At 49.0% G+C, this 25,474-nt stretch carries 34 protein-coding genes and 1 pseudogene; 15 read left to right on the top strand and 20 right to left on the bottom strand.

The genetic code is table 11. The features are described 5' to 3' along the window. Positions 1 to 7 precede the first annotated feature (7 nt). Positions 8 to 361 carry an adenosylmethionine decarboxylase gene (speD, locus tag QT397_01965; protein WNZ54036.1) on the top strand — a complete coding sequence of 118 codons (354 nt, stop codon included), beginning with the start codon at positions 8 to 10 and terminating at the stop codon, positions 359 to 361. A 3-nt stretch (positions 362 to 364) separates the two neighbouring features. On the opposite strand, the gene QT397_01970 is transcribed toward speD, so the two are convergent. Together QT397_01970 and QT397_01975 are read right to left on the bottom strand one after the other, a co-directional pair. Further along, positions 365 to 610, bottom strand: coding sequence for a hypothetical protein (locus QT397_01970; protein ID WNZ54037.1), 246 nt, complete (start codon positions 608 to 610; stop codon positions 365 to 367). A 3-nt stretch (positions 611 to 613) separates the two neighbouring features. After that, entirely contained in the window at positions 614 to 2,257 is a 1,644-nt protein-coding gene (locus tag QT397_01975) for an HAD-IIIC family phosphatase (GenBank protein WNZ54038.1), read from the bottom strand. A 100-nt stretch (positions 2,258 to 2,357) separates the two neighbouring features. On the opposite strand from QT397_01975, the gene QT397_01980 reads away from it, so the two are divergent. Then, positions 2,358 to 2,912 carry a GNAT family N-acetyltransferase gene (locus QT397_01980; GenBank protein ID WNZ54039.1) on the top strand — a complete coding sequence of 185 codons (555 nt, stop codon included), beginning with the start codon at positions 2,358 to 2,360 and terminating at the stop codon, positions 2,910 to 2,912. Positions 2,913 to 3,026: 114 nt separating this feature from the next. Here the strand turns inward: QT397_01980 and QT397_01985 are convergent, their stop codons facing one another. From QT397_01985 to QT397_02050, 14 genes and pseudogenes are all read right to left on the bottom strand, one after another. Beyond that, entirely contained in the window at positions 3,027 to 3,533 is a 507-nt protein-coding gene (locus QT397_01985; protein WNZ54040.1) for a GNAT family N-acetyltransferase, read from the bottom strand. Between the two features lie 571 nt (positions 3,534 to 4,104). Next, entirely contained in the window at positions 4,105 to 4,626 is a 522-nt protein-coding gene (locus tag QT397_01990; GenBank protein WNZ54041.1) for a bis-aminopropyl spermidine synthase family protein, read from the bottom strand. Beyond that, complete coding sequence (locus QT397_01995) at positions 4,619 to 4,870, bottom strand: hypothetical protein (protein ID WNZ54042.1); 252 nt, start codon at positions 4,868 to 4,870, stop codon at positions 4,619 to 4,621. Before QT397_01995 ends, QT397_01990 begins: the two co-directional genes overlap by 8 nt. 12 nt (positions 4,871 to 4,882) lie before the next feature. Further along, positions 4,883 to 5,140, bottom strand: a complete 258-nt coding sequence (locus QT397_02000; GenBank protein WNZ54043.1) for a YjhX family toxin — start codon at positions 5,138 to 5,140, stop codon at positions 4,883 to 4,885. A 385-nt stretch (positions 5,141 to 5,525) separates the two neighbouring features. Continuing rightward, entirely contained in the window at positions 5,526 to 5,762 is a 237-nt protein-coding gene (locus QT397_02005) for a hypothetical protein (protein ID WNZ54044.1), read from the bottom strand. Positions 5,763 to 5,790: 28 nt separating this feature from the next. Further along, a complete protein-coding gene (locus QT397_02010; GenBank protein ID WNZ54045.1) occupies positions 5,791 to 6,453 on the bottom strand; it encodes a hypothetical protein in 663 nt (220 codons plus the stop codon). A gap of 76 nt (positions 6,454 to 6,529) precedes the next feature. Continuing rightward, on the bottom strand, positions 6,530 to 7,126 hold the full coding sequence (locus QT397_02015; protein WNZ54046.1) for a toxin-activating lysine-acyltransferase: 597 nt from the start codon (positions 7,124 to 7,126) through the stop codon (positions 6,530 to 6,532). A gap of 386 nt (positions 7,127 to 7,512) precedes the next feature. Further along, entirely contained in the window at positions 7,513 to 7,761 is a 249-nt protein-coding gene (locus QT397_02020) for a Tn3 family transposase (protein WNZ54086.1), read from the bottom strand. A 53-nt stretch (positions 7,762 to 7,814) separates the two neighbouring features. After that, a pseudogene (locus QT397_02025) lies at positions 7,815 to 8,264 on the bottom strand (Tn3 family transposase). Between the two features lie 10 nt (positions 8,265 to 8,274). Further along, complete coding sequence (locus QT397_02030; GenBank protein WNZ54047.1) at positions 8,275 to 9,678, bottom strand: Tn3 family transposase; 1,404 nt, start codon at positions 9,676 to 9,678, stop codon at positions 8,275 to 8,277. After that, the gene (locus QT397_02035; GenBank protein WNZ54048.1) at positions 9,648 to 10,421 is read right to left on the bottom strand and encodes a DUF4158 domain-containing protein; all 774 of its coding nucleotides are present in this window, start codon (positions 10,419 to 10,421) and stop codon (positions 9,648 to 9,650) included. The genes QT397_02030 and QT397_02035 overlap by 31 nt, the downstream gene beginning before the upstream one ends. Before the next feature lie 326 nt (positions 10,422 to 10,747). Then, entirely contained in the window at positions 10,748 to 11,176 is a 429-nt protein-coding gene (locus QT397_02040) for a hypothetical protein (GenBank protein WNZ54049.1), read from the bottom strand. 74 nt (positions 11,177 to 11,250) lie between these two features. Then, complete coding sequence (locus QT397_02045; GenBank protein WNZ54050.1) at positions 11,251 to 11,709, bottom strand: MarR family transcriptional regulator; 459 nt, start codon at positions 11,707 to 11,709, stop codon at positions 11,251 to 11,253. 323 nt (positions 11,710 to 12,032) lie between these two features. Continuing rightward, positions 12,033 to 13,325, bottom strand: a complete 1,293-nt coding sequence (locus tag QT397_02050; GenBank protein ID WNZ54051.1) for an IS4 family transposase — start codon at positions 13,323 to 13,325, stop codon at positions 12,033 to 12,035. Between the two features lie 241 nt (positions 13,326 to 13,566). Here QT397_02050 and QT397_02055 point away from each other — a divergent pair, with 241 nt between their 5' ends. The 5 genes from QT397_02055 to QT397_02075 all read left to right on the top strand — a co-directional run bounded on the left by QT397_02055 (position 13,567) and on the right by QT397_02075 (position 16,583). After that, complete coding sequence (locus QT397_02055) at positions 13,567 to 13,938, top strand: toxin-activating lysine-acyltransferase (GenBank protein ID WNZ54052.1); 372 nt, start codon at positions 13,567 to 13,569, stop codon at positions 13,936 to 13,938. 95 nt (positions 13,939 to 14,033) lie between these two features. Continuing rightward, entirely contained in the window at positions 14,034 to 14,675 is a 642-nt protein-coding gene (locus QT397_02060; protein ID WNZ54053.1) for a hypothetical protein, read from the top strand. A gap of 107 nt (positions 14,676 to 14,782) precedes the next feature. Further along, positions 14,783 to 15,109: a hypothetical protein gene (locus tag QT397_02065; protein ID WNZ54054.1), complete on the top strand. Its 327-nt coding sequence runs from the start codon at positions 14,783 to 14,785 to the stop codon at positions 15,107 to 15,109. Between the two features lie 11 nt (positions 15,110 to 15,120). Beyond that, on the top strand, positions 15,121 to 16,011 hold the full coding sequence (locus QT397_02070; protein WNZ54055.1) for a hypothetical protein: 891 nt from the start codon (positions 15,121 to 15,123) through the stop codon (positions 16,009 to 16,011). Further along, positions 15,930 to 16,583, top strand: a complete 654-nt coding sequence (locus QT397_02075) for an IS6 family transposase (protein ID WNZ54087.1) — start codon at positions 15,930 to 15,932, stop codon at positions 16,581 to 16,583. Before QT397_02070 ends, QT397_02075 begins: the two co-directional genes overlap by 82 nt. Before the next feature lie 154 nt (positions 16,584 to 16,737). On the opposite strand, the gene QT397_02080 is transcribed toward QT397_02075, so the two are convergent. From QT397_02080 to QT397_02095, 4 genes are all read right to left on the bottom strand, one after another. Continuing rightward, positions 16,738 to 17,334 carry a DUF4304 domain-containing protein gene (locus QT397_02080; GenBank protein WNZ54056.1) on the bottom strand — a complete coding sequence of 199 codons (597 nt, stop codon included), beginning with the start codon at positions 17,332 to 17,334 and terminating at the stop codon, positions 16,738 to 16,740. Positions 17,335 to 17,424: 90 nt separating this feature from the next. Then, a complete protein-coding gene (locus QT397_02085; protein ID WNZ54057.1) occupies positions 17,425 to 18,066 on the bottom strand; it encodes a hypothetical protein in 642 nt (213 codons plus the stop codon). After that, positions 18,056 to 18,160 carry an HNH/endonuclease VII fold putative polymorphic toxin gene (locus QT397_02090; GenBank protein WNZ54058.1) on the bottom strand — a complete coding sequence of 35 codons (105 nt, stop codon included), beginning with the start codon at positions 18,158 to 18,160 and terminating at the stop codon, positions 18,056 to 18,058. The genes QT397_02085 and QT397_02090 overlap by 11 nt, the downstream gene beginning before the upstream one ends. 84 nt (positions 18,161 to 18,244) lie before the next feature. Beyond that, complete coding sequence (locus QT397_02095) at positions 18,245 to 18,715, bottom strand: hypothetical protein (protein WNZ54059.1); 471 nt, start codon at positions 18,713 to 18,715, stop codon at positions 18,245 to 18,247. Between the two features lie 537 nt (positions 18,716 to 19,252). Between QT397_02095 and QT397_02100 the strand changes: the two genes are divergently transcribed. The 8 genes from QT397_02100 to QT397_02135 all read left to right on the top strand — a co-directional run bounded on the left by QT397_02100 (position 19,253) and on the right by QT397_02135 (position 25,400). After that, on the top strand, positions 19,253 to 20,569 hold the full coding sequence (locus QT397_02100) for a hypothetical protein (protein ID WNZ54060.1): 1,317 nt from the start codon (positions 19,253 to 19,255) through the stop codon (positions 20,567 to 20,569). A gap of 53 nt (positions 20,570 to 20,622) precedes the next feature. After that, the gene (locus tag QT397_02105) at positions 20,623 to 21,246 is read left to right on the top strand and encodes a hypothetical protein (GenBank protein ID WNZ54061.1); all 624 of its coding nucleotides are present in this window, start codon (positions 20,623 to 20,625) and stop codon (positions 21,244 to 21,246) included. Continuing rightward, on the top strand, positions 21,243 to 21,890 hold the full coding sequence (locus QT397_02110) for a hypothetical protein (GenBank protein ID WNZ54062.1): 648 nt from the start codon (positions 21,243 to 21,245) through the stop codon (positions 21,888 to 21,890). Before QT397_02105 ends, QT397_02110 begins: the two co-directional genes overlap by 4 nt. Next, the gene (locus QT397_02115; GenBank protein ID WNZ54063.1) at positions 21,880 to 23,325 is read left to right on the top strand and encodes a hypothetical protein; all 1,446 of its coding nucleotides are present in this window, start codon (positions 21,880 to 21,882) and stop codon (positions 23,323 to 23,325) included. Before QT397_02110 ends, QT397_02115 begins: the two co-directional genes overlap by 11 nt. Beyond that, positions 23,322 to 24,245, top strand: coding sequence for a hypothetical protein (locus tag QT397_02120; GenBank protein WNZ54064.1), 924 nt, complete (start codon positions 23,322 to 23,324; stop codon positions 24,243 to 24,245). The genes QT397_02115 and QT397_02120 overlap by 4 nt, the downstream gene beginning before the upstream one ends. 201 nt (positions 24,246 to 24,446) lie before the next feature. Continuing rightward, positions 24,447 to 24,587 (top strand): hypothetical protein, encoded by a 141-nt coding sequence (locus QT397_02125; GenBank protein WNZ54065.1) that lies wholly within the window; start codon positions 24,447 to 24,449, stop codon positions 24,585 to 24,587. Between the two features lie 44 nt (positions 24,588 to 24,631). Next, complete coding sequence (locus QT397_02130; protein ID WNZ54066.1) at positions 24,632 to 25,000, top strand: hypothetical protein; 369 nt, start codon at positions 24,632 to 24,634, stop codon at positions 24,998 to 25,000. Continuing rightward, positions 24,975 to 25,400 (top strand): DUF2971 domain-containing protein, encoded by a 426-nt coding sequence (locus tag QT397_02135; GenBank protein ID WNZ54067.1) that lies wholly within the window; start codon positions 24,975 to 24,977, stop codon positions 25,398 to 25,400. The genes QT397_02130 and QT397_02135 overlap by 26 nt, the downstream gene beginning before the upstream one ends. The last annotated feature ends 74 nt before the right edge of the window (positions 25,401 to 25,474 follow it).

Genomic DNA, 25,474 nt, shown 5'->3' on the forward strand with positions numbered 1-25,474 from the left:
AGCGCTCATGAATGATTTCTCACCGAGCACACACATCCTATTAGATTTCTATGGTTGCAAGCATCTTACTGATGCTAAGGCATTGAAGAGTTGTATGTTGGCAGCAGCAAAAGAGGCTGGCGCAACAGTACTGCGGTGTAATCTTCATGAATTTGGTGAAGACGCCGGTGTGACTGGAGTAGCAATACTTGCGGAGTCACATATTTCTATTCATACATGGCCTGAGATTGACTTTGCTGCTATTGACATTTTTATGTGCGGCAAAGCAGATGCCGAAAAAGCAGCATCTGTTCTTCAAAAGTTACTAGAACCATCCCGCATCGAAACAACAAAAGTCGCTCGTGGTTGCCTAGAGGCGTAGATATTAGCTTGATAAGCGGGTACTTAGTTCCGATATCAGTTCCTGGCGTCCCATGGCTCTCTCAACCTCTTCTGTAGAAAACTGCACATCGAACTGCTCTTCAACAGTGAAGATAACCATCAAGTATGCGGCGGAGTCCCATTTCTCGTAAGTCTCATGTGACATGTCATGAGGCACCTCTGTCGTGCTGATATTAAACACACTGGCAAGAGCTACATCTACCGCTCGAGAGATTTCATCAGTTTTCATAAATTATTCCTGTCGAAGAAAGTAAGTTTCTGGCCATTGCATAGCATCACCGAAATCCCTTTTCCATTTACTTTCTCCATTAACATTCTGGACACATTTGAAGTGGTGCCGCGCGTACACATCACGCATTGGCTCATTGCGTGATGTCTCGCAAATGTAACCAATCAGTGATCGACAGTTTGCCTTTTGTGCTCTTAGAGACATCTCTTGTAAGGCAAACGTCTCTAAACCTCTCCCAAGCGCCCGACAACTCATAAGGAACTCGAGTATCTCATATCCTTCCTCTGATATTCGGCAGTGGCTTAATGCAACAACTCCATGCCTGGCGAAGCTATCAGTCAATTCAAAACCGAGAAGCTGATGGTTTGGCTGGGAGTAAACACTCTTAATTTCTGTCTCATTCAGTATTGTTCTACCTGAGTTAAACTGTGTAACACGCCTAAACAATTGTACTACACGTGAGAGAGGGATTTCTTCATCACTCAATACACGAACGTGCATGTCCAAGTTTTCCAAGTTCAATAAAGTATTTGTCTCGCTTCTAAGCATATCCTGAGCTGCAAGGGATTGTGCCCGAAGTTTATCTTCACTTGTCTCCAGTCCGCTCCACGTCCAATCGTTTTTTTTGAGGCAGCAAAGAAGCTCAGTCGGATCTCCAGCACATTCAGGGATAACCAGTTGAGGAAAAGTCGCTCGCATAGCAGCTCTTTCAACTGGATTGTCATCCAGGAAAACGCTATGAGTTGCCCCTGTGTTTAATTTCACCAACAGTTGCTCAACCCTCTCAGGTTTGGGGTTCCAGCTTGCGCTAATCTGCGAAAAATCACTGAGTTTTAGCGGCATGTCAGAATTTTTCCGAAATGCGTCAACGATGTCATCAAAATTATTTTTGCTTGCAATAGCTAATTGTACCTGCCCTGTCGACTTCAGTTCTTTTAACTGGCTTTGCAATGCATGAAACGGCCCAAAATGTTCTGGGTCACCCTTAACATCGCTTGGGCCAGACTCGCCTAATGTTCCTGGCCACAAAAGGCCATCCAAGTCACATATAATCAGCTTACGTGACAAACCTTGTTTAGCGCGAACAATCTTGGATATCTGTGTTGCAATAGCTTCGGAGGCTTTCCGGGTTAAATGCAAAATGCCCAGACCGGATGTGCGTTGGTCATATAGCTGGTTATTTGCTATCGTGACGAGGTGATTGATGTTAGCTTTATCTTGAATTGAGCTTGTTCCACAAACCTGCTCATTTAAGGCGATAACAATATCTGCTTGCAAAAAATCCGCTATCTGTCTGCGCTCTTCTGACCACTGATCTAGCAAGTACACAATCAACTCTTTTTTTAAACCTTCAGTCACCACCTCAGCAGGATCTTTAAATGTTAAGTTTAAATGCAAACCATTTCCGGCAAGGTGTAAGCGCAGCAGTTGCTGAAGGAAGCCTGTCCTAATACTGGTTACTAAAGTGACCGAGTAGGTGGGTAAGGGAGAGTTACTTTCCAGGTTATTGCTTATGTTCATTAGAGCCAAAAGTGGAAGTTCACTCTCACCGAGGATACGGCAAGCCTGAGCTACTTTACTCTGATCCTGGGCATGTAGCGCTGACCGAAGTTCTTCTACATAATGTTTCCAATAATGTATTTTCATGCTGTTTTCACTAAGATATTGTAGCTAACTCGAGCCGTCTGCGGCACTGGTGTTTAACAAAGTAAACTGCCGACTGGTTTAGTTTAGAGGAATGTAGAAGTTGCCAGATTACCTATTTCGAACACTGGAACATAAAGACTTAGAGATGGTTGCTGACTTTGAATGTGAGATAGCGATTAACTCCTTTGGAGAGGATGCTGTAACAGATCGATCACTATATAAAAAGCGTTTGCTACCATTGGTAGGGGCTATGGGAGCGTTTGTCGCTGAAACCGATTCCGGAGACATTGCAGGTTGGGCGCTGATTACATCCAGAGCGAACGCAACTTCTAACGAAGTTTATGGTGATTTTCGCAGTTACTATATCGCTCCGGAACATCGTGGAGGAAGACTTGCATTCTCCTTGATCACGGAAGTCATCGAGTACGGTTTGCGTAATGAATGGTCGCGGATCGTGGGCCGTACAGCTGCAACAAACAAAGCTATGCAGTCCATCTATCGTTTTTTTGATTTTGAAGCCAAACATATAGTGTACGAGTTATCACTTGATAATTCACATTCTCAGCAAAAGAGCAAAAAAGAGCCCAGCTCTGAAAAACATAGAGCCCATCAAAAAAGGAAGACACATCGCAAGAAGGGACGGTCAGGGTCTTGACGTGTAAGCACCCATAGTTGGGTTCAGCACATCATATGAGAAATGCTGAACCCAACTGATGAAATAACAAGTAGTTACGACTTCAATGAGAAAGGGCAGAGACGCCCCAAACCATTATACTTGTTCACTTGGGTGCCCCCACATGTGTGGAGCTGCATATGGCCCGCTTAAACTAGAAGTTGATTTTCCAACGCCATCCAGTGCGCCAGGTTTCAACTCGCGCGCAAACCAACATTCCAAAGGAGCTTGCGTTCTGACTGGTGGGAGTACCTGGTGAGGGGTGTTGTAACGATTGCCATAATGAAATGGCTCACCCATTACGAAGATGACATCAGCATCCAATTGCATTTCTGCCTCTTCCATAAGTCTGGTTGCATATCCTTTTCCTTGATAGTCGGGCAACACAGCCAATGGAGCCAGAACATAGCATTTTAGATGGGGTGCTGCATCTACAGTAATAGGTGTATAACATGCATGCGCAACACCTTCGTAGATGATCGAAAAACTGCCGTCTTCGATAAGAGCATTTGCAAAGTTGGCATAAAGTTCTGCGTGCCGCTTATCATACAGACCACCTGCAGCGGCGAAAGCTTCATATTGGATTTCATAAGGTGTTTTCATTGTGATACAGCCTTTTTTATTGTTGAGTTAGCTTGTGGGACCACCACCGCTATATTTGTGGATATAGCGATGGCGAAGGAATTGGAGATCTAAGAAGACAACTTTTCTTGTTGTTCTTAGTCTCTGTTCAAGAACTAATGACGAGATCGCCTCGTCATTCCGGGTTTCCAGCGCACGAACACTCTTGCACCACAAGAATGACAACCAGACGCCTTAAGTTCTTCGATCGTGTTAGGGGTACCGTCTTCTCCAAGAGTTACGGTTTTACGGCAAGCCTTGCAGCGGTACCCACGGCGACGCGTTGATTTATCTGCTGTATACATCTCGCCATTGTATCGTTCGGTCTGTTCTGGGACCTGCGCGAATAGCCCCTCCAGCTCGATCATCTGACCTGTTGAACCCAGAATGGATGCTCCCTCATAGGTGTTAAAGTCTCGACGAATTGATAAAATAGCAAACCCAAGAGAATGGATCGCATGTTGGAGTTTTATCTGTTCAACTGATGCCGGTTGACTATAAGACAAAAATCCCAATGCCCCTGGACCTGGTTGAAGAGCTTCAGCAGCACGCGTCAGAAAAAGCTCGGCGCCCTCAATAGTATAAGGGGGTCAGTTTGAAACGTATCAAACTGACCTTTGAGGTTGGTCGGTAATGGATCACGCAAGTCATGTTGAACAATTGTAATAGCTGCTCCAACTTCCTCGCACTTTTGCTCTAAAAATCCGATGCGTCCGGGATCCAACTCCAAGACGGTGATGTTGTCGACAGCGCGGTTGCGGCCCATGTGAGCTAGGTAAAGCGGTATTGCAAGCGAAAGTGAATCATCATCACCCAACAATAGAATGTTTCGCCCTTCTAGGGCGCCCGCTTTGTGCATCAGCTCAGCACGATGGAGAGCTGTTTCTGCTGTACATGGAGCCTGGTCTAACTCAACTCGAACATTCGGAGCATCCACCAAAAGAATTTGCAACTTTTTGATAAGCTTAGGATCTAGTTCCTTCAGGCCGCTTCCATTACAAGTTGGACACTGCGTAACAGTAGACGCTTTGATGTCCAGAACCTCTTCTGCAAAATGTCGGCCTTGTTCAGTCAAGTTTACCCCCCTTACGGACAAGGTAACCGCGTGCTTCGAGTTCCCGGCGCACAGCGGTGGCAACCGGTACTGGCAAACCAACTTCCCAAGCTATTTGCTTCAAAGCAGCTCCGTTATGTTGGACAACTGCGCGAAGAAAGCTTGCGACACCAGAAGCCCCCTCTCTTAAACTAACACTCTCAGAGATCTCGTTCAAAAGAGGGTGATCTGCCTGCAAGCCGGAGAGATTTTTTAATTCGCTCATTGTTGCCCCCTCTCAGCGCTGGTTCATTTGGGCGCGGACACAGGTCACACCCAATCGTGAAATGCGGTAAGGGGCACTCTTGCGAGAGCATATCAATCGCTTCTTTTTCAAAACTTTAAAAAGAGGCAAGGAGCAACTGGCCAAGATGTGGCCATCACGTGAGAAGCAGATTGTATTGGAAAGTTTGCCATTTTCATCGCGTTCACAGTGGATCTCACCACCAAGCGCGAGTTCATGTAAAACACGTTGTTCGTGCTTTGATATATTCACGGAGATATCTCAGTCTTCAGGAGAATACAGAAACGACCTCACTCAGCCAATGCGCATGAGAAGGTTCTTCAGTTTCATTTGTTCCCAAAATCTCAAAAAGATTAGGAACCTGTATTCAGCCGGGACTCGATCAAATAATCTCCATAAATGTGAGTAGCCTCGCCACTCAATGAAGTCTCATTACCCAATACTAAATGCAAATGCAAGGCCTATGTTACATTTAGTACATGCAAAAATTGTGATGATATGGAACAAAGGCCGCTAGAACTGGAGCTTTCCTATTCCTTCTCTGGAACTTGAGCCCAGTCTTAGTAATATGAGCCTGTCTCAAATAATGTGAGCTCAGTCTCAGTTTATCTGAGCCCAGCTAACATTAGGGTCTCAATTAACTTGAGCCGAAAATCGGGATAATCTCAAGCCCACCACATTTTGATCTCAAGTCCCTACACGTATCAGAGCTGATGAACAGCATCATCTTGTTAGCACGTGCTTCCACATTAAAGTTGATGGAGTTGAGAAGTTCACGAGCCAGCTTGGCTTCATCTGTTGTCCCGGAAATCGCTTCTTTCGGAATGATGTGCTGTGCTTCAAAGCCAAAAAGGCGACCGCGAAAAATACTCATTGCCTCAACTCCAAGTTAAGTAAAAAAATCAAACAATACGGGCTTTAGAAAATCGAAAATCAATTTTTGGATAGGCCTTCACGAGGGCGTCATGCAGCTCCCCGCTCATAAAAATCTTAGAGCGTAACAGAGGCTCAATCCAAAGGTCCGCACCTTGTAGCGCGTCTCTTGAAACTGCAATATCTCCGTCTTGAGGCTCAATTGCAGCGCGCCATCTGTGAAACCCTGTTTCTGGATTTCGAGCGGTTGCTTTTACTCCATTGCTCTCTTCAGGCAGGAAGCAATGTTTTTGTGAGCCCCAGTTGATAAAGTAAAACGGGCCAGACAACTGTGTGATCTTGTCTGCCTCAAAGATGGGAAACTCAACTAGTTCTCCTCCACCCATATCAAAACGCTTGAGGATCTCAGCAAACTCCCCTTTTGCGCAGTAATATCCTTCAAGAGCGAAAAGATCTTGAACACACTTCCAGAATTTAGGGTTAAACACATAAGCAGCTTCAAGGAATTCTTCGCGCTTTAACTTTTCGCCCAGAATGTAACGATGGAAACTATCCTTAAATTCCTCTGGACTCGGACCAAATTCAAACTTCGGCGGTGCCCAGTCGTGGCCGTAGTATTTTTCGCGAATGCCAGGCTTGTCAAAAAAAGCTGAATTGCTTCTTACACTACTGACCCAAATTTCATCATTCATTAGAAACCTCCAGAACTCATAGGCTTTTACAAGCCACTTAGTGAGCAGTGCTTTTTGTCGTGCTCTAAGCAAGCCCTTAGCTTTGTGTTTTCATTTTCTTGGCACCAAGCTTTTCCAGAAGCTCTTTGTCCACCAGCTTTGAGATCTGCGGGTGAAGGTGCAACTCTCCTTCTTTAACAAGCTGACGGAAATGAACAAGCATGGAGGCAATGGCTTTGGGATCAGGTGCAATCACATCAATGAGCCAATTGATGGAACCGGACGTCCAGTCCTGCGGTTTCAGTTTCAGCGGGAACACGCCAGCACGGATCTGCTCTTTAATCTTCAGGTCAACGTCTTCTGAAACACTCGCCCAGATTGCAATTCCGCGGATATCTTGAAGTTGCGGTTCGTCGTTTTCAGCTCCCTGCGCAAGGGAGATGCGATTGCTGAGCAACGGATCAATAATCAGCCCCTGAAGGTCAGCCAAGGAGCAGTTGCGATAACGCGGCACATTCATCATCGCCATGGTGATCGTGCCAACACCTTCACGCATGCGCGCTTGCATCTGAACCAGCTGCTGCTGAGCCTCTGGGCTCAAATCCTGAAATCGGGAATGTTGCGGCTGTTTCTTTTCTGTGTGAGGAGCAAGCGAAACCTCACTCACCGTCTGATGATCTTCCAGCTGTGTCATGACACGATATGTCCAATTTCAATCATAGTTCGATCAGATAGTTCTACTGCAATTTCATGGTGTCAATAAAATCTAATCATCCCACACATGTTATCGATTTTAGATGAGTTGAAATAAATCACTGTGCTTTTTCGATGAGAGGTGCTCAGTCATAATGACAGTCTCCGTCGCCGAACATCATCAGGCCTTTTGATTGATGAGGGCAGTAGCAGTCAATCAATGCTTCGCTTCGAAAGAGGGACATTTGTGCGAAGTCATCGCTTTACGCCTCTTGAGATCACGCTCTGTTGAGTGCGGCCAGAAGAGCGGGCTTGTGCGCCAAACAAGGCGATTTGTGGCAGAAATTTCATAGATACGTGAGATGGATTAGAGCGCAGGCACAATGCCTAAGCAGCCAACCGACTTTCAAAATCAATGCGTTGACCCAGATCAACCTCAAATCGGCCATAAGGATTGATGTGACTGTAAATCAGAGGTGTCAGACCTCGGTAGTCTTCAGCAGCTAGACGATCTGCCCAAACAGGGTCAGAGAGCACTGACTGTACCATACAGGTATTGACGTAAACCAATGAGGCCTGCAGCAGATGTAAGGACAGAGCTGAGATCTCCTGATCCTCAACTCGGTTGCTGGCAATCTCTCCCCCTTGCCGAAAAACACAAAGCCGTTGGCGCTGTTCCAGTTCTCAACCACATTGAGCCCTTCGTTGATTTCACGGCGATAATTTTCTGAACGCAAATAGCGGCACAAGAAAATTGTCTTGATGGTTCGCCCCAGTTCAGCCAGCGCCTTGTAAGTAGGGTGCAATACCTCGGAACGGGCAAAGCGACGCAAAATGGCTTCCGGATCTGCGGTTCTATGCTGCATGGCAGCAGCGTATTTGACCATTTCGTCATACTGGCGAGCAATTTCTTCCCAGTTGATGGCGCTGGACAAGATCGGCAGCAGGTTTCCAAGCTCACTGCGTATGGCGTTTGAAGGCAATGCCAGCTTCTGCCGGCTGATTGCCTTAAGGCGCGGAGCGAGCTCGAACCCCAGCAGATGGCAGAATGCAAAACCGACAACGCTTTGGCCGTGGCTGTCAACATATTGGCGCTGGATCTCCATGTCGGTGCAATGACGCAGAACGCCTTCGATCATGGCGGCAACTTCAGAAGAGGAGCAGCGCTTCAACTGCGAGATAAATGCAGGTGGCCTGCCGTTCCACATGCCAGTAGATCATCACGCCGCGGCCTCCGTAACGCGCGTGCCACTCGCTCATGAGATTGCGGTCCCAGGCCCCAAACTTAGTGCTATCGGCAGCGCACGCCGTCCCCGCTTCGCCCCAAACGGCAGTGTTGCGGATGCCTAAGGTGGCATCGGCCACGTGCGTACAGGCTGCCCTTAAGGCGGCAGGATGAATATAGTTGCGGCGAATGTGGAGCAGCTCATCATGACTGACATCGGCAAGACCGCCAGCTATCCGCTTCAGACCTGCATTGGTGCCAAGGCCGTAAAGGCAGAGCAGCAGGCGCTGGTCACGAATATCGGGAGCCAGCACCTCACGGGTCGCAGCGGTTTCAAAACGGTCCAGATAGCCCGTTCCAAGTGCCGCTTCCTTCAGCGCATCCAAGAGTCCTGTCATCGGCCAGCGACGGGTAATTTCCGCCTTTAAAGCGATCAGCCCTTTGGGTTCCGACGCAGGTTCAAACGGGCTGACTGAGATCCGGTTTTTGCCGCCCCATCTCAATCTGACTTTATCATTGGTAGGTAGCCACGCGTTGAGCTGGCGCAGCTCGTCCTCCAGGGTTGTTTTGACCTCGGCAACAAATGCTTCCGCATCTCGTGTGAGCCTCAGCTCTTCATAATAAGTCTCGCGGCGCTCAGAAAAATCCTTCGGCAGGTCCTCGTCCGGATTGCGATAACGATCTGCGCCAACCACCCAGACTTCCTTGGCACGGATCCGCTCACGCAACTGGGTCAGGAGGCACAATTCAAAGGAAATCACATTCACGCGGCCTTTGTCATCAACCACACTGCCGCGCCACTTGGCCGGAATGGCTCCCATTGGAACTTCATCCTCAGCAGCAAACCGTTTGCCGGCCTTGTGCAGTTTTTCAATGCAGGCCAGCCCATCCAACACCGGTCGCCAGGTTGCGTTGTTGGACCTGAATTGCAGGACAGAAAGAAGGGGCGGCAACATGCGTCGATAATGCGAGGCGTAAGAACTGCGCATTCTAATCTGAATTTGATGATCCAGAGCTCCTTTTGAACGGTATTCCTTGACAATCGCGGACAGTTTCTGCTGCCCTGCCACCGGATAGATTACATCACAGATCCGCCCTTCCGGGTACTCCATAGAAGCCACGGCGATCTCTGCCAGTAAGCGCTCTTTGCCGTGAACTTTCTCAATTTCACGACTGATATCTCTAATCACCTTGCGCTTTGATTTTGCATTGATCCGGTGGATCTGTTCCACCAGAAGGTCAATCACCCGATCAATCATCTGGGTTTTGCGGACCATCAGGTAAAGAGCGAACAGACCTAATCGATGTTCAGAACTATGGCGGCGCATTTGCGAGGCCGTTTCTGCACGACTCGGCGCACAAGCTGCTCAATTAAGGGAGGGTCCACATGCTTAAGAACTTGTGCTGGAAGTTGTAAATTGTGAGCAAATTGAAGGCGCTTCATCGCTGCCAGAATATTGTCTAGCGTTGCGGCACCAATGTCGTCCTTCAGACGCGAGAAGCCTGTTGGAGCGTCAGGTTCTGCAAGGGAGACTTCCATCTGCGCAGTCGTCTCTTTTGGCAATTGATCGGCAATCCGCTTTAGAAAGCCTTCTAGAAATTCACGCCGGGTTGAACGGATTAGACGGTTGAGTCCTCGAAATGCGGGAGGTTGGAGCTGGTGATCCCGGCACCAAAGAAAACAGTTTTCAATCAATGCACTGGACGCCATGCCCTTAGGGCAGAGGTTGGTTTTAACAAAGTCGATTAAACACTGCCGATCATTGGGTTTCATGTGGCGCAACCCGAGATGCCTTATGATCGCGGTTCGGTAGCGGCGGGCCGTTCTTTCCGAATATTCGCGCTGCAGGCACTCTGCGGCCGAGCAATCCAGCTGGGCTCGTATATATGAGAGCTCTTCATAACCGATGTCTTCCCACGAAGAGGTAAAATAACCGGTAAGGCAAATAAACTTCAACTGAACCGCAGCTTCCAGCCGCACTGAAAGTGATAGGCTGGATAAAAATTCCATATCCGAGTAAGACAGGCTCCATGCTTGAGAAAGATTTACTTGGTGAATGTTATTGCCCATTGTTGCCCTCCCGAAACACTCTGTATTCAGAGCATATCTTACGGCAAAATATGTCAATCAACTTTGTGTTCTTGATATGTGCTAATTTTTGGCCTGTTTCGGAGCTTCGGTCCAGTTAGGCCTTATAGTATACAATCGCGGGGTTTTGATCAGAGTTTTTGCTCCTGCAGTAAACGATCAAATTAATCCGCTCTACAGCTATTCGCATTTATGTGAGTTTGGCCTCTCAGATAGACGCAGTTATTACGAGCGAAAAAACGGGATGATTGCTTGATACAAAAAAACCGAGGAAGCTATGCTTCTCTCGGCTTTTTTGTTTGCTGCATTTACTTCACGCTATCAAGCAATCGCTGCAATCGTGCGCCATCCGGACTATCAAGCAGGGTCACTCTCTGCTGGTTGCTCTTGCCTGGATTGAGCAACATGTCATAGGTGGCCGTCACTTGGGTTCCACCTTGGATGCGTGCGAACCTCATTGAAATCTGACCGCGTGGCACGCCTGAACTCGTAGAAGCATGCTGCTTACGCTCAGAGCTGTTTGGTGTGAGGATCTGCTCAACGACAACGGTGTTAGAACTGTTTCGCACGACCTTAAAACCGCGATCCTTGAACTCTTTGATCAAAGCGTTCTTTGTTGCTGCAAGAGGTTTGTCAGTCACAACACGAGGTGGTTGTTTAGAGGACACTTGAGCGGATGTTGTCTGACAAGCAGCCAGCATCATTGTTGCGACAAGAATAGTGAATAGCTTTTTCATGGAATACTCCGTTTTAAATGAGCCACCGCGCAGCGATGGGAAGTCTGAACTTGAATGATTTTGTTTTGGGGTGTTTAGGTGCTGGCGTCAGCTTTGAACTTCGAAGAGCAAAACCTCGTACTTGCGCTCTGCTCCAAACCTTTGAGCATCTTGCTAAAGAATTCTGAGAGAATGTCTCGTTGGTTTGCGTCCAGGTTCTTCAACAATGCTTCCGCCGTTTGTGTTCGGGCCTGACTGAGTTCATTTGCCCTTCGCTTGCCTTCAAACGTCAACGCAACTTTGACCATGCGTCCTTGGCGTTTTACGCGCTTTACAAGTTGCATTTTTTCCAAGCGATCAATCACACGCACGGTCGCTGAATGGCTAAGCCGGATCTGATCTGCAATAGAACCGAGGGAAGGGGCCACACTCTTATTTAGGAGCATCAACACAGCAACAGAACTGACCGGAAGGCCACCATATGCTTGAAGGCTTGCATCTTCCAGAGTGGTACTGATTGCGGACAGTTGGTCGGCTAGGTAATTGGCTTGCATAGAAAAACTCCGAATTCGCGTATCAAAACGAAGACCTGATTGGTGTCTGAGACCTGACCAGATCGGCTCATTTCTTCCGTCGCAAAAGCGGGGGAGTTCGCTGACAAGGATCGCTTTGCTGGTGGGGTATCGCCCACCGAAGCGCTTGCGCGTAGGTAGAGATGAAGGCGCATTTTGCGGATTCGGCTCGTGTCCTGCACGAAGTGATTTTGGGCCGGATCTGCCGGCGCAAAACTCACGCAGGAAGGATGGGGAGACCAGCAAAGTGAGAAGCGCGAGCGCCCCTGTCCTTTTCAGCGAACTGGGGCGCAGCCCCATAGGCGCTAACTTAAGGATGGAAGTATTGGAATTTGTTGGCGTTTTCGTCTCCTTGGAGGCTCCCGTATGGTTCTCCAGAACGTGTAGCCATGAAGTGTAATGCTGCTCAAGTCCCAAACGCCCTGAATAGCTGAGATCAATGACTGGCGTAGCAGTTTGTACACGCGCCATGTGGAAGGACAGCGGCTTTGCTTGCTCCCTTCCACGGGCGCGTGTGCCAGCAGGTCCTCGCTTTTGCGCTCGATCAGGAGGGCGAGGATGAGGTGGGCCAGAAGCCATGACCTGGCTAAGGCTGGATCTTTTGCAGGGAGGCGGTCTATGTGGAGGATGCTTTTCAGGCGCTTGAATGCAAGTTCGATTTGCCATCGCAAGCGATAGAGGTCCGCAACACTTGCTGTATTGAAATCTTCTTTCGGGAGGGACGTGACCAGCAACATGTACTCAGCAGCAATCAGAGATTTTGGAGTTAGCTTTGATCCTTTTTTGCTGGAGATACGGCGCAGGCGCTTTTTCTCTTGTTCTATCGCTGCTGGTGGTTTGCGGATGGCAATCAGACGGGCGGGTACGTCATAGGATTTTGAGCGTCCTTGAATGGTAACCTGCCGATCAATGGGTACAGCATTTGTGGCTTCTGTCAAAACAGAGAACAGATCTAATCGAGTACCATCTGGATGAAATAAGCGGAACTTTCGCCAACCAGCACGGACTATGAAATCACCACCATTACTGATGATGGGATGCAGCCCTTTCGCAAAGGCATACCCTCGGTCTGCAATGTGAATTTCACCCGGATTAACCGGGTTCCGGGTCAGGCATTCTGCCCCGTGACCGTCTGAAATTTCAAGATGAGCAAAACGCCCTGTGGCCGGATCATAGCTGGCATGGATTTTAAAGTCTGTCCCCTTACTCCCTGGTGCGGACACGGTGGTTCCATCAATCAGGCGTAGCCGATATCCACTCGGGAAATCTGCGTGGCTGGTATCTGCCAGCAACTCAGCAGCGATGTACTCCAGCCATTGTGTTGCTCCCCTAAGCCGGTTGAGTATGGCAACATCAGATAGCTTGCCCAATCCGGCCATACATGCCCAGGCAGCTGTACTGCGAAGGGACATGCCGCAAGGCCCGTAAGCAAAAGCGAGGCGCAGCAGATCTTTACCGTTTGATATTTCCCGTCTTCTCTTCAGTGCGCCAAACTTAACAGCAGTATGGTCCAGATCGAGAGTAACGGGAAGAGAAGATAGAGTATCTTCCCATTCAGATGACAAAAGAGGAGCGGAGGTCATTACCTCGTGAATCACACAATGATTCCAAAGGTCCACAATGACTTTTTCGATTCCACAACAACATGGAGCTTACTGCCCACCAGCTGCCTTTGGTTGCGTCCTGATACAGTCATTCTCAAAACTGGTTTGCGCTAGGTAAGTTTCGTAAACACGATCATTGAATTTCTGGTTTTGCTCGCAGCAAGTGTAGGTTGCAGTTGTGCTTTTTATTGACTAATCAAAGGCTGGAAATGTTTACTCAACTCAAGGCAGTTCGATGTCTGAAAAAAAAGCTGACTTAAGCGCAGTCGATGTGCAAACCTTTGCCTCAACCATGGGGCAGGCTGTGTGGTTGATGACCATGTCAGAGGCTCACAAAGAGCTGCCTATTCGCATTGTTGAAGAGCGGATTGCACCAGCACTCTTGCTGCGCCAGTTCAAGCTTTACTCCAAAGGCAATCAGCCAGTTGCATTTCTGGTTTGGGCTTCAGTGAGTGATGAAGTTAAAGAACGCATTGAAAACGGTGAGAAGAAACTGGACGTCAAAGAATGGCGCTCGGGCAACAATATTGTCGTCCTCGACTGCGTGTCTCCTTTTAATCCTGCCGCTGTTTTTGAACAAAAGTTCCTCAGTGAGTTGAGGAAGTAGGTGCTGTGATGGAGCCTAATGCAATAACTACAACAAATGAAAAGTACTTACTTTCCAATCTAAATATCCATCAAATCTGCGAGACATAGCCTTCCATGCAAGTTTCTGAAATTGATCGTGATTTTGAGTTTTCGCATTATGCAAAAGGAGTTTGGTCATCGGATCATACTCACAAGTCAGCGTTTGAGCTGGACGCTTGGAACCCTGTATTTAATCTCGTGTTTGATGCAGATGGACGGGTCGATGCTAGCACAGTTCGGCAGTACTCCAAACATTGGCTTGTTATCACGGTCAAAGAGCTTGTGCCTTTAGATGTGATCGGTGTGCTGTCTCAGAATCCTCGGTTGATGCCAGCTGTGAATGTCAGATTAAAAGATGCATTTCAGCGTGTAGCACCGGGTGCTGCTCAGTTTATCGAAGTTGATCAGACTTGGGCAGAATATCAAGATTGCCCAGTTCCAGGTGGTCCCTTCTATTTAACGAACTTACTGGTTTCACAGGATTCCTGGGATCCCGATGCGATGGAAATCAACAAAATGAAAAGAAGAGACGGCTCTTCAATGGAGTTGGTCGAAGGAGCCAAGAGGGCCGTCCGTCAATCGGCACTGACCAGCAACCCCATCTGGCGCGAAAGCCGCACCGGACATGTGTTGTGTACTGATGTCATGAAGGAGGCACTCCAGGCTGCAGGTTGTCGCGGCTGGTGTTTTCGACCGGTCACAGTGACTGAACGCTAAAAAACAGTTTTTCGCCTTGAATAGAGAATTGCCGTCCCTGCAATCAATAGAGCTTAAAGTTTACCTAAGCCGGATATGCACGGAATGTTATTTGTAGGACAAATCCTTTGAGAAAGAAAGTTGACCGACTGCTGACAGTAATATCATCGATTTCAGTGATTTTTATATTATCAGTCTTGATGTTATTAGCTGTAGATATAGCAAGTCCGCCAGAGGGCGCAGTCGGATACTACGTTGATTACAGTAATGTAATATTTGGATTTATTTTTTTGTGTGGGACTTTATTTGCTCCAGGAACGATAATAATACCAGTATACATTTTTTACGCGCGAAGACATCTACAAGGAAAACCTAAATCATACATCATAGAAACACTGACGATTATTATCGCTTTTCTAACAGTTTATACTTTTGTCGAATTTTTAAAAGCATAAGGAAGGGATGAATGTCTAGCGAAACCCCAATGCAATATGACGATAGAATTCTCTCTCTCGTCGATATTTACAGTTCAACGGCGCTAGAAGTGCAATACATACTTGGGTCAAGTTCGAGCTCAATTGCAGCACTTGGCTCTATATTGGAAGAATACAATGATAGGTTTGAGGGAAACTCTGACACTATAATACAATATTTTGGTGATGCTTATTCCTTTCTATTTAACTCTTCTCACGGCTCTATACTTGAGCAATACAACTATATTAAATCGCAAAATGCTGAATGGCGGTCTGATATAAGTTCTACTGATAAGTTTCGTTACCCTGTGATGCTTGATGTAGGTGTCGGAAATGTTCAAATATATACTGCTATCGGGCTCCTAGAAGACTACAATCAAAGGTTCCCTTCAACTGATCCTCTAAATCTAAAAAAATACAATGAAGATTACTCAAAACTAGCACTAGATTTAGATCAGACTTTCAATACCGCAACGGTAAAATTTGCATCACTGATGATTGAAAAAGGTCTAGCTTGGGGAGCTGAAAATGTTTCAAATTGGAACACGCTGGACAACATAGAAAAGGAAGCATTTGCCGTTTATTTCTTCAATGTAGGTGAGGAGTATGTCGAAAAACGGCGTTCGGAAAAGATAACTGAAAATGGTGTCTATAACGTAGATATCGAAAAAACAGACATTGCCCAAGAATACATCCAGAACGGTGTTATCAAGTTAACGTTGGCTCCAGTTCCGATTGGTAGTTGGCCAACATGTCTTCTGCTCCGATCAGTTACAAACGCCACCGTTTTCCGCCGCAGATTATCTCCCATGTTGTTTGGCTCTATCACCGCTTCTCCCTCAGCCTGCGCGAGGTCGAAGAGATGCTGCTGGAACGCGGCATAACCCTGACCTATGAAACCATCCGCCAGTGGGGGATCAAGTTTGGCCCAGCTTACACTCGTCAGTTGCGACGCAAAAGAGCACAAAGCACGGATATCTGGTATCTTGATGAGGTTGTGATCAAGATACAGGGCCAGCGATACTATCTGTGGCGGGCCGTTGATCAGGATGGTTACATTCTGGATGAGGTCCTTCAGAAACGGCGCAATACTAAGGCTGCGAAGCGCTTGCTGGCCCGCCTTTTGAAGAAGCAAGGCGTTGCTCCAAAGCGGATGATCACCGACAAGCTTGGTTCTTATGGAGCAGCGAAGCGCAAGGTGATGCCGGCTGTCGAGCACCGCAGCCACAAGGACTTAAACAATCGAGCAGAGAACTCGCATTTGCCCTTGCGAAAACGAGAGCGAGCCATGCAAAAGTTCAAGTCGCCGGGTCAGCTTCAAAGATTTCTGGCAGTCTTCTCTGGCCTGCGCAATCTCTTCGTTCCACCTCACCACCAACGTTCCGCAATCGACATTCACCTCCACCATATTAACGCTTTCTCACAATGGAAACAAGCTGCTATGCTTGACGCCTAAAATGCGTCTGCAGAAAACTATTGCGGCCAAAGTTAGGTTAACTTGATAGCGCCACTCTATGCATTGCCCACCACCATAAATGCCAGTTTTCTATAACTTCACCGGTTTTTGGATTTAGTTTTTCTAGATGAACTGACCTGCCCCCAATAATTGATTATATGATCCGAGCCGTTACATTTTCTACAAGCTCTGCCCATTCACTGCTAATATTGGAAACTTCATCTAGTAACATGATTGCTTCTTTTTGCTTACCATTACGAATTTTGATAATGGCAAAATAGATTTTTTCTATTGGTTGCAGTGTGATCTCAGTACTCGATAAAAGATTGATGACATCTGTTTCAGTTGACATCTTATCCAAAAAGGGCAGGCACTTGTCTTTTAATAGACTTCCTATCTTTTCACCGACAAGGTCTATATCATCTTCTTGATTCAGTTCCCACCAAATGTCTCGCTTTTTTTGCATTGAAAAATCAAGTACTTCTCCTATACGAAGACGCGGAAAACAGTCATCTTCTCTCACCGCTTTCGGAAGCTCTTTTTGCCAGCAAGTTTCCCAAATTTCTGGAAACAAAACACCGAAATTTATAGTAAATCTCTCGTGGTCATCAGCATTAAGTCGACTTGTTTGAACGTTAACAACTTGACGTGCTCCAACCAATTGCCTCACCCAAGTATTTCCATATTTCTTGAAGCTACATTTCTTTAGCTCCGGTGACATATGGGCCTTTACCAACTCTTTAATTCCCATAATTTACCTATGGATCGCAATAAATTAGGTGACTTTTACCGCTAATGAATGGACGTTTCATAGTCCTGTCCAAACTTCTCAAGGTCCAACTTAACCTGTCAAAGTTCGGATTAAGTCAGGATGTCCAATAGCTGTGAACCCAACGTCTACATCGTCAAATGCGCCAAATGCTTTTAATATGAGTCCATTATTTTGTGCGACAAATTTTACAAGGCCATGATCAAATTGATTGTACTCTCCAGACCACCCTTCTCGTAGTAGAGAGGATAGTTCTATATCCGAAGGCACAGCTAAAAGATATGAGCAAGTGTTGTCTTCGATAGCCTTTTCGGCTGATACTAAAGATAATTCCGAAAGTAATTTTGCTCCAAAGAACTTAAGATTACCTTCCTTAGTATTTGCTACTTCTAGTGTCTTACCAGCATGCGATACTTCGATACCAGCAGATTTTAGTGCTTTCCATAATTTTTGATAGCGTGTTACCCGGTTATCTAATTGCCAAGAGGGACTTCCTGCTATTAACCAAATGTCTAGAGAAGGTATTTTTTCGCTGATTAGCGAGAAAACATGACGTAACACACTAGCTCTAGAGTTCTCAATACCAACGCGATCTAGGGCCCAGGATATTCCAGAGAGACAAAAATCATCTAAAATATCTACCTTGCCCAAGTTGTATACTTCGTTTCTGGTCGAAATATCTGGCGCGATTGTAGTAACAATATCAGTAGTCAAAGTGGTTACCTGCTGGGTCGTTGAAGTGTGGTCCTCGATTTTGTGGATTATCAATCCCGTAATTATGACCATCTGAGTCATCACGGATTAGCACTTTTCGAGCTCCCTCCAGAAGCCCCAACTTCAAACTCGTATATTTTTCCTGGTTGTTGGGTTCCTCGTTTGTCAATATTGGGGATTACACGAGTAGGTTGTTGGCTAACTGGGGCACCTGCATACCTTTTAGCTTCTCTAAATGCGCCGTTGCGTCCTGCTCCGAGGGACTCAAATTGGGTGGTCTGGCTCCAATATTTTGATTGACTGAAAGCTGATAGACTTTTGACAGACGTCCCATACGGGCTGCACCACGGATAGAACCTGCCCCAGCTACACCAAAAGGTCCTACAATAGCGGCACTATCCAACAAAGGAGCACCATAATAGTCGACTGTTCCTGCAACATTTAGCGGACTAGACACCAACGTCCACGCGGCGCCTATAGTCAAGTTCCCGGCAGATGCGAATGAGTTGGCAATACTGTTCCCCCAATACGATCCTGTATCAGCTGGTGGGATAGGTCCTGCTTGATAGTAGTTTGGAGTACCAACATAGGAAGTTGAAACAAACTTGGTGGTCTCATCAAAACTGTGCCCGCTATAGTGACCTGCCATTCGAGCGGTTCAATCATGAGTTGAGGTAACATCAGGTCCGCGATGCAGCAGGGCTTTGTGGGTAAACTCTTCTCAACTCGATACCCTGGCAGCCACTGAACGTACGAGCCCATTGCGGACGTTGGTCAGAGCATAGAGCTTCGCGGGTACTGCAAGTCACTCTGTGACCAACACCGGACATTCACTCCAGCTTAAGGCAGAACTAGCTGCCGCAAGACATCAACCTATGATTGTTCCCACTCACATTGTCTCCAATTGACGGGAAGCGGAAATCGCTGCAAGTGCGTTGGAGTATCGACAAATCAAAAGATGCGGACATTCGACAATAATCGAGTGGTTCTACCCGGGGAGTATGCAGCGTATTGCGGCTCAACTTACTATTAGGGTATAACTCGAAATTAGAACAAAGTACGGTCTGGAGGCAGCAGGATTTCTGATTCGAGTCCACGATCCACTGGACCAGCAGGTCCCCAATTTGAAGCGAAAGTCGGCACCCATTATGCGTTAGCATTGCTGGCTAATACTGAGCCTTTTGGAATGCCGGGCGCATTAGTTGATCGAATTGAGTTTCAACGCGGGGGCCAAGGACATCCACTCGACGACGTAATTGTGCGATGTAAGACGCCCGAAGGCGAAGATCGCTGTCTTGAAGTACAGGTCAAGCGTTCGATGGCGTTCACAAAGACTGACGCCAATTTTGCGTCGATCATGGACGCAATCGTTAAAGCGCGAAAGATCGAGCCGCACCGCCGCTTTGCGGTTGCCATAGAGCGCACGACAGGTGCGATCGACAATGGCGTGCAGGAAGCTTTGGAACTTGCGCAGCAGACGATCAATGTCGCTTCGTTCTTGAAGCTTCTTGAAACACCAGGGCGTAGCAACAAGGATATGCGCGCGTTCGTCACCGCGTTCAGAGTGCACCTCGAGACGAGCGGCGAGACAGGTAATGATGCTCTCTACGATATCCTTCGATCATTCTCAGTACTGACATTCGATTATGCCCGCCCGAACTCGATAGCCGAGCAGCACGATCGCTTCCGAGCGGGGCAATTGACATCTGCCAATGGTGGTCCCGACCCCTATGACGGGCTATTCGGACTTGTCCTTCGGGCAGATGCCACGGGAGGCGAACTGGACCGGAGTGAGCTGGTCCGCAAGTTGAGCGCTGTCGGTATCGACATTGGCGTAGCGCCGACGCTTGCGGTTGCGCGCCGCCATATCGAGGAACTGAGCCGCCATGCGCTCGACGATATCGGACTTACGGTGAATGAATGCCGGCTCGCGCGGGAAAAGCCTCGGCGCGAATTGGAGGCGATGCTTCAGGCGGCAGAGACGCACGACGGCGTGATTGAGGTTTCTGGGCCTAGCGGCGTTGGTAAATCCGGTCTGCTCAGAACTGTTGTCGAGGGTCGCGGGGCGGTTTCTCGCGTATTGGTGCTAGCCCCGGACCGGGCCCTGCCTGGCGGCTGGCCCGCGATGCGCTCTCAGTTCGATATACAGGCGACGGCAGACGAGTTTCTGAGCGATCTTGCATGCGACGGGGGTGGTTACCTCTGTATTGATGGTCTTGATCGGTTTCGCGACAGCGCGCAACGCAAGACCGTGCTCGATCTCTTACGCTCGGCCTTGCGGTGTCCGGGCATGACGGTGCTATTCACGGCGCGGCCTGGATGGGAGGAAGAAGCTGCTACCTGGATCGGTGAAGAGATTTTTGGACAACTGTCGACGCGCAGACGTTTGGCGTTGGACGGGCTCGACGATGAGGAGGCCGAAGCGCTCGCGGCAGCGTCTCCGCAGCTCGCCCACCTGCTAAAGCCGGACCATCCGGCGAAACCGCTCACCGAAACCTATTGAAGTTGCGGCTACTAGTCAGAACACGACTCAATACTGCCGAAGTGATCAGCGAGGTGGAACTCGCAAACGACTGGCTGGCCTCCGGTGCAGGGACGAGCGACGGTACGAGTGGCGAGATCCGTTCGCGCAAGCGTGTGGTTTACGCCGTTGGAAAAGGGCTTATCAAAGGCGTCGATTTGGTCGATGTCGCGGGGCAGGACGCGCAGGCTGTTGCCGGATTGATTGCGGACGGAGTGCTTATTGAGTTCCAGTCGGACCGGGTTCGCTTCCGGCATGATTTGTTTACAGACTGGGCGGTTGCCTGTGTTCTATCGGATGATCCCGACGTGATCAAAGATTTGCCGCTGAACACGCCGCCACCATTCTGGATGACGCGCGGGTTTGAACTCGCGTGCCGGATGCTTGCCGAAAGCAGCTCGGACGAGGCGTGGCCGGGACTGCTCATGCGACTGGAGGGAGAAGGCGTCGCCTCAGGGTGGGCGGGTGTCGCATTGTTGGCGCTGGTCCGATCGGAGCATGCCGAGACCTTGCTTGACCGATACGACGCTTTTTTACTGGTAGATGATGGGGGGCGGCAGCACGACTTATCAGGCGTTTCATCGCGTCGCATACCCAGTCGGCGGCGCCCCTTGTTCGCGAAGCCTTCCCAGTGGGAGCTGAGGTTCCAGAAGGCATGACCATTCCAAAAGGACCGGAGTGGCCGCGTCTCATCTTGTGGTGTTTGCAGCGCTTCGACCGTTTGAAGCCAAGTGCTTTGTCAGCAGCCGTAGATCTTTTTCAGAACTGGCTCGTTCTTGCTGCATTTGGCGAAAAGACCATGACACCAGTTTTGCTGTGTCGCCTTGCCGACATTTTGGTCGCAGATATCGAGCAGAAAGACCTCCCGCTTCCTCGGTATCAAAACCCACTCCCGGAGATAAAGTATGCGGTCACCGGCGATGCTCTTGAAATAGCTCGACTAGAACTTGCGCTCTGGGCGCAGCTGTCGCCAGACGCCGCAGCTCGCTATTTGAACGCAATCAAAAACTCGAAGCGCCCGGAAACAGCAATGAGCCAGATCCTCGAGTTTCCGGGGCGGCTGTCGAGCGCCGCGCCTGCGGAGTTTACGGCGGCGTTTTTGCGCGCGACCGAAGACGACGAAGATGAGCACGACCACCATTCGAGAACAAGGCGTCGGCGCTCCTATGCATTGTCGCGCGTCAACAGTCCGTTTGTACTCGGTCGATGCGGCATAGGCGTATTCACGGGAATTCTTCAGGCGGAACCCGCTATTGGCACGTCCTTCATCAGAGAGCTGACAACTCGGACGTGTGCTCTTTGAAGACGGTGATCCGCACTTCTCTGTAAAGTTCATGGGCGAGATGCGCAGGATTTCGGCGTCGTTCAGCTATGGCTGGGCGCGCGGACGTACACCATCAGCAATGCTGGCCAAGGCACTTTTGGCGCTAGAACACTGGGCGCATCGCAGACTTGACGAAGGCGATACGCTTGAAGCGGTGATTGCAGATGTGATCGGTGAGGGACCAATACTAGGTGCGATATGGCTGGTTGTTGTCGATCTCGTCTTGTCTCATTCATCACTGAACGATAGCATCCTGCGGGATCTTCTCGCATCGCCGGAAACATTGGCATTGGACGCCGAGCGGGCCAACATCGATCAGATTGACACAATGGGAGGGGGGCTTATCGGAAACGTCTGGCGGTCGTCCCCAGCATCCGACCGATCTGTCGAGGAAGATCTGGCGAACCGTGCATCAAGAACTCTTGCGCTGCACGATGTCATACCGCAACTCGTCTTCAGAGGTTCAGAGCAAGAGCTAGCCGTACTGCAGGAGCAGCTCGATAAAGCCGTGAGACGACTTGGGCCGTGGACGCAAGATGTTGTCGAATGGAGCTCGCCTGAATTCATGGCGTCCCACGCGCTCCGCCTCTCATCCCGGAGTAACTACAAGCAGGTCAAGGAGAAAGACGCATCGGGCGAGCAACGCGAAGGATGGATTTACTATTGGCCGCCAGGACAGAAGCAATGGCTGGAAGAAGGTGCTGCGACCGCATGTGCAGAGCAATCAGCATTCACCCGGTCGCTGGCAGTCCGTATGGCGATGGACGACGAGACAAAGCCCGTCAATGCAAGTGTTGCAGATGCAGAAGGGATCTTAGACGAGACCGCCAACGCCTCGCCGGCCGAAAACGAAGATATGTCGCATGACCCAAACGATCCTTGGCTAGCGCGCATCGCGGCTGCGGCGTTTGTCGCCCGCCTTGGCTCGCCTGACGATCTCGAGCGACGGCGGTCTGAGATTAGATCGGTTTTTGAGGAAGCACTACAGTCCAAAGGTCGGGAGAGAGCGTGGTCGCGCGACGACGTCATGTACGACGAAAAATCGCTAGCGATCGCTGGTCTCCTTTATCTTGCCGTCGCTACCGGTGATGAAGCGGATACGGAACGGCTTTTGCGGTCTGTAGTCGAGTTCCCGTCGAGTGCTGCGCCAGTCTTTCTGCGTCATCAGACCTCGGTCAGCAGAATCGACGAAAAGGCTCTGGTCTCGATTCTTCGTTTAGCCATCCTCGCCTGCTGGTTTCCCCGTGGCGCGAATTACGATGAAGACGAAGCCGCCTATGAAGCGCGACGTGCGGATCTAAAGTTGCGGCTTGCCTCTGCGGTCGAGGCAGAAAGGATGTGGCAAAAGAGCGGCCCAGAGCCAGACTGGCCCCCCCACCCCAGCGGCGGTCGAAGCGCGCAAGACGTGCTTTGACGATTGGTGGGACGATCGGTGCGAAAAAGCGCGCTGCGCCCGAGCGGCTATGGCCAGACTACTATTTCGACGAGAAAACAGGAACAACCTGGCTTCAAACGCTTAAACGTATCGGCACAAATGCCGGGGCGATATCGCAAGCGCTCATGCGCGCCAATAAGGACTGGCTCATAGCGACGAATGGGCCAGGTGATGACGGCGAAGACGATGATGATATCGAGCGCCTTTGGACACGAGGCCTAATGGGCTATGCCGCGGCGCATGCCCGTCACTGGCAAGACGATACACGCCAGGCGTTGGTGTTCGATGTCCTAAAAGCTTTTTCTGATGAAGCATTCATAGATGCTGCAGCGGAGTTCATTGTGCAGAGCGATCTTCGTCTGATCGAAGGTGATGCGGACGATCGAGTCTATCTGCTGTCGGTGCGCGAGGCTCTTTGGCCGCGTCTTATGCAGACACGGCATTGGCGCGGTCATTTGTGGTCGACGAGCGACGGTATGGAAATCCATTTGAAGGAGCTCATCAGCGCCTTTTTCATGCGGGTGAGCTATGGTTTTGGTGAGGGTCAAGCTTACACCAAAGGTTTGGCTGATCCCGAATTGACGCCCTTCATCCCGCTGTTGCTGGAGATCACTGGAGAAGCGCCATCGTGCCCTACAATCGCATACTCGTATTTACATATCCTCGAATGCCTGGAGCCATCGACCGCTGAGGTCCCGCTCGCGGCTGCGGCCGACCGATGGGCCGAGGCAGCGAACAATCGGTTTTGGAACGAGCTCGGCATCGGGCGACGCGTCCTTTCGATCGGACAGAGAGCGGAACAGCTATCCGACGTTTCTGCCTGGAACAAAGTCTGTGATGCACTCATGACGGCCGGTGTGACCGTTGACGCGGAGTTCTTGAGGCGAGTGAATGGCTAGAAACTGTCACCACCCAGATGCAGGATTTTTGATTTATCTTTTGCGCTCTTCGAAGTCACCCAACCCTAAATCTCTAAGATCGGAGTGAGTATGCCTTCTCCCACCATCAATTTCCGTAGCATTTTCCCGCACAATGGGAGCCAGCATGGTGGTTTTGAGGAAATGCCCAACGTGGTGCGAGAAGCGTAGCCGAGGCTCCACGTGCTAGAGGGTGCGGATCTCGCCCGGCAACTATCTGAGCGATTTTATGAAAGCGGCGCGGGTCGTGTCCTCAGTACTGCTTTCGAGCAGTTCCTCTCGGTGCAAGTACTGGCTCAGCTGTTGCGCTGCCTGGATCTGTAGCGTGTATACGTAAGGTGTGCCTTTTAATTTTTTGGAGCGATAAATTGCCAACTTCTGAAACAAACCCAGACGCCACTCAATGTGAAAAATGGTGGGTTCCTGAAGGCGTGACCGAGAGTACTTCCTTCAAAATTTGGCGTTATATGGATTTGGCAAAATACATATCATTATTGCAAACTAAAAGCATCCGATTGACTAGAGCCGATTTATTTGAGGATCCATACGAAGGCCTCTACAATGAACCGACAATTGAAGCCAACGCAAATATTGCACCACCTAGCCTTCGCTCTATTGAGTTAGCACGCGACTTTTCGCGAAAGTTAGAGGGAGATAAGAAATCTACTTTCATAAACTGTTGGCATTGGAATAATAGAAGAATCTGCGGCGATGTGGAAGCTTTATTCAAACAATGACTATTGTATTGCTATCGTTTCAGACGTGTTTGAGCTGTTACGTCAACTTCCAAGCTATGTCGCTTTTACATTTGTAAATTACATAGTTTGGGACAAGGACTGCTTTAAAGCACCCAATATGTCTCAGTCTCCATTTTTTCATAAACGGGCGGAATTTGCCCACGAGCAAGAAGTGCGTGTAATCTATATGCAGCCTATGCACGAACAACTAGGAGGCCCCAAGCTCGACCAGAAAGACCAAGGCTTACTGTTACCAGTTGAAATCTCTGATTTGATAAAAGAAGTTGTTCTTGCACCAAATACTCCTGACTGGGTAGCGCAAATGGTGGTAGAAACCACGCGTAAGTTCGGTTACGCAGCCCCAATAAGAACCTCATCATTATTGTCTTCACCGCGATAAAAAATGTCTGAAGCTTTTGGTGCGGACATGCTAAGTCCTACATGCTCTCAATAGCTGTATTCGATCTCAGTAAT

This window comes from Microbulbifer sp. MKSA007 (assembly GCA_032615215.1).
Lineage (GTDB): Bacteria > Pseudomonadota > Gammaproteobacteria > Pseudomonadales > Cellvibrionaceae > Microbulbifer.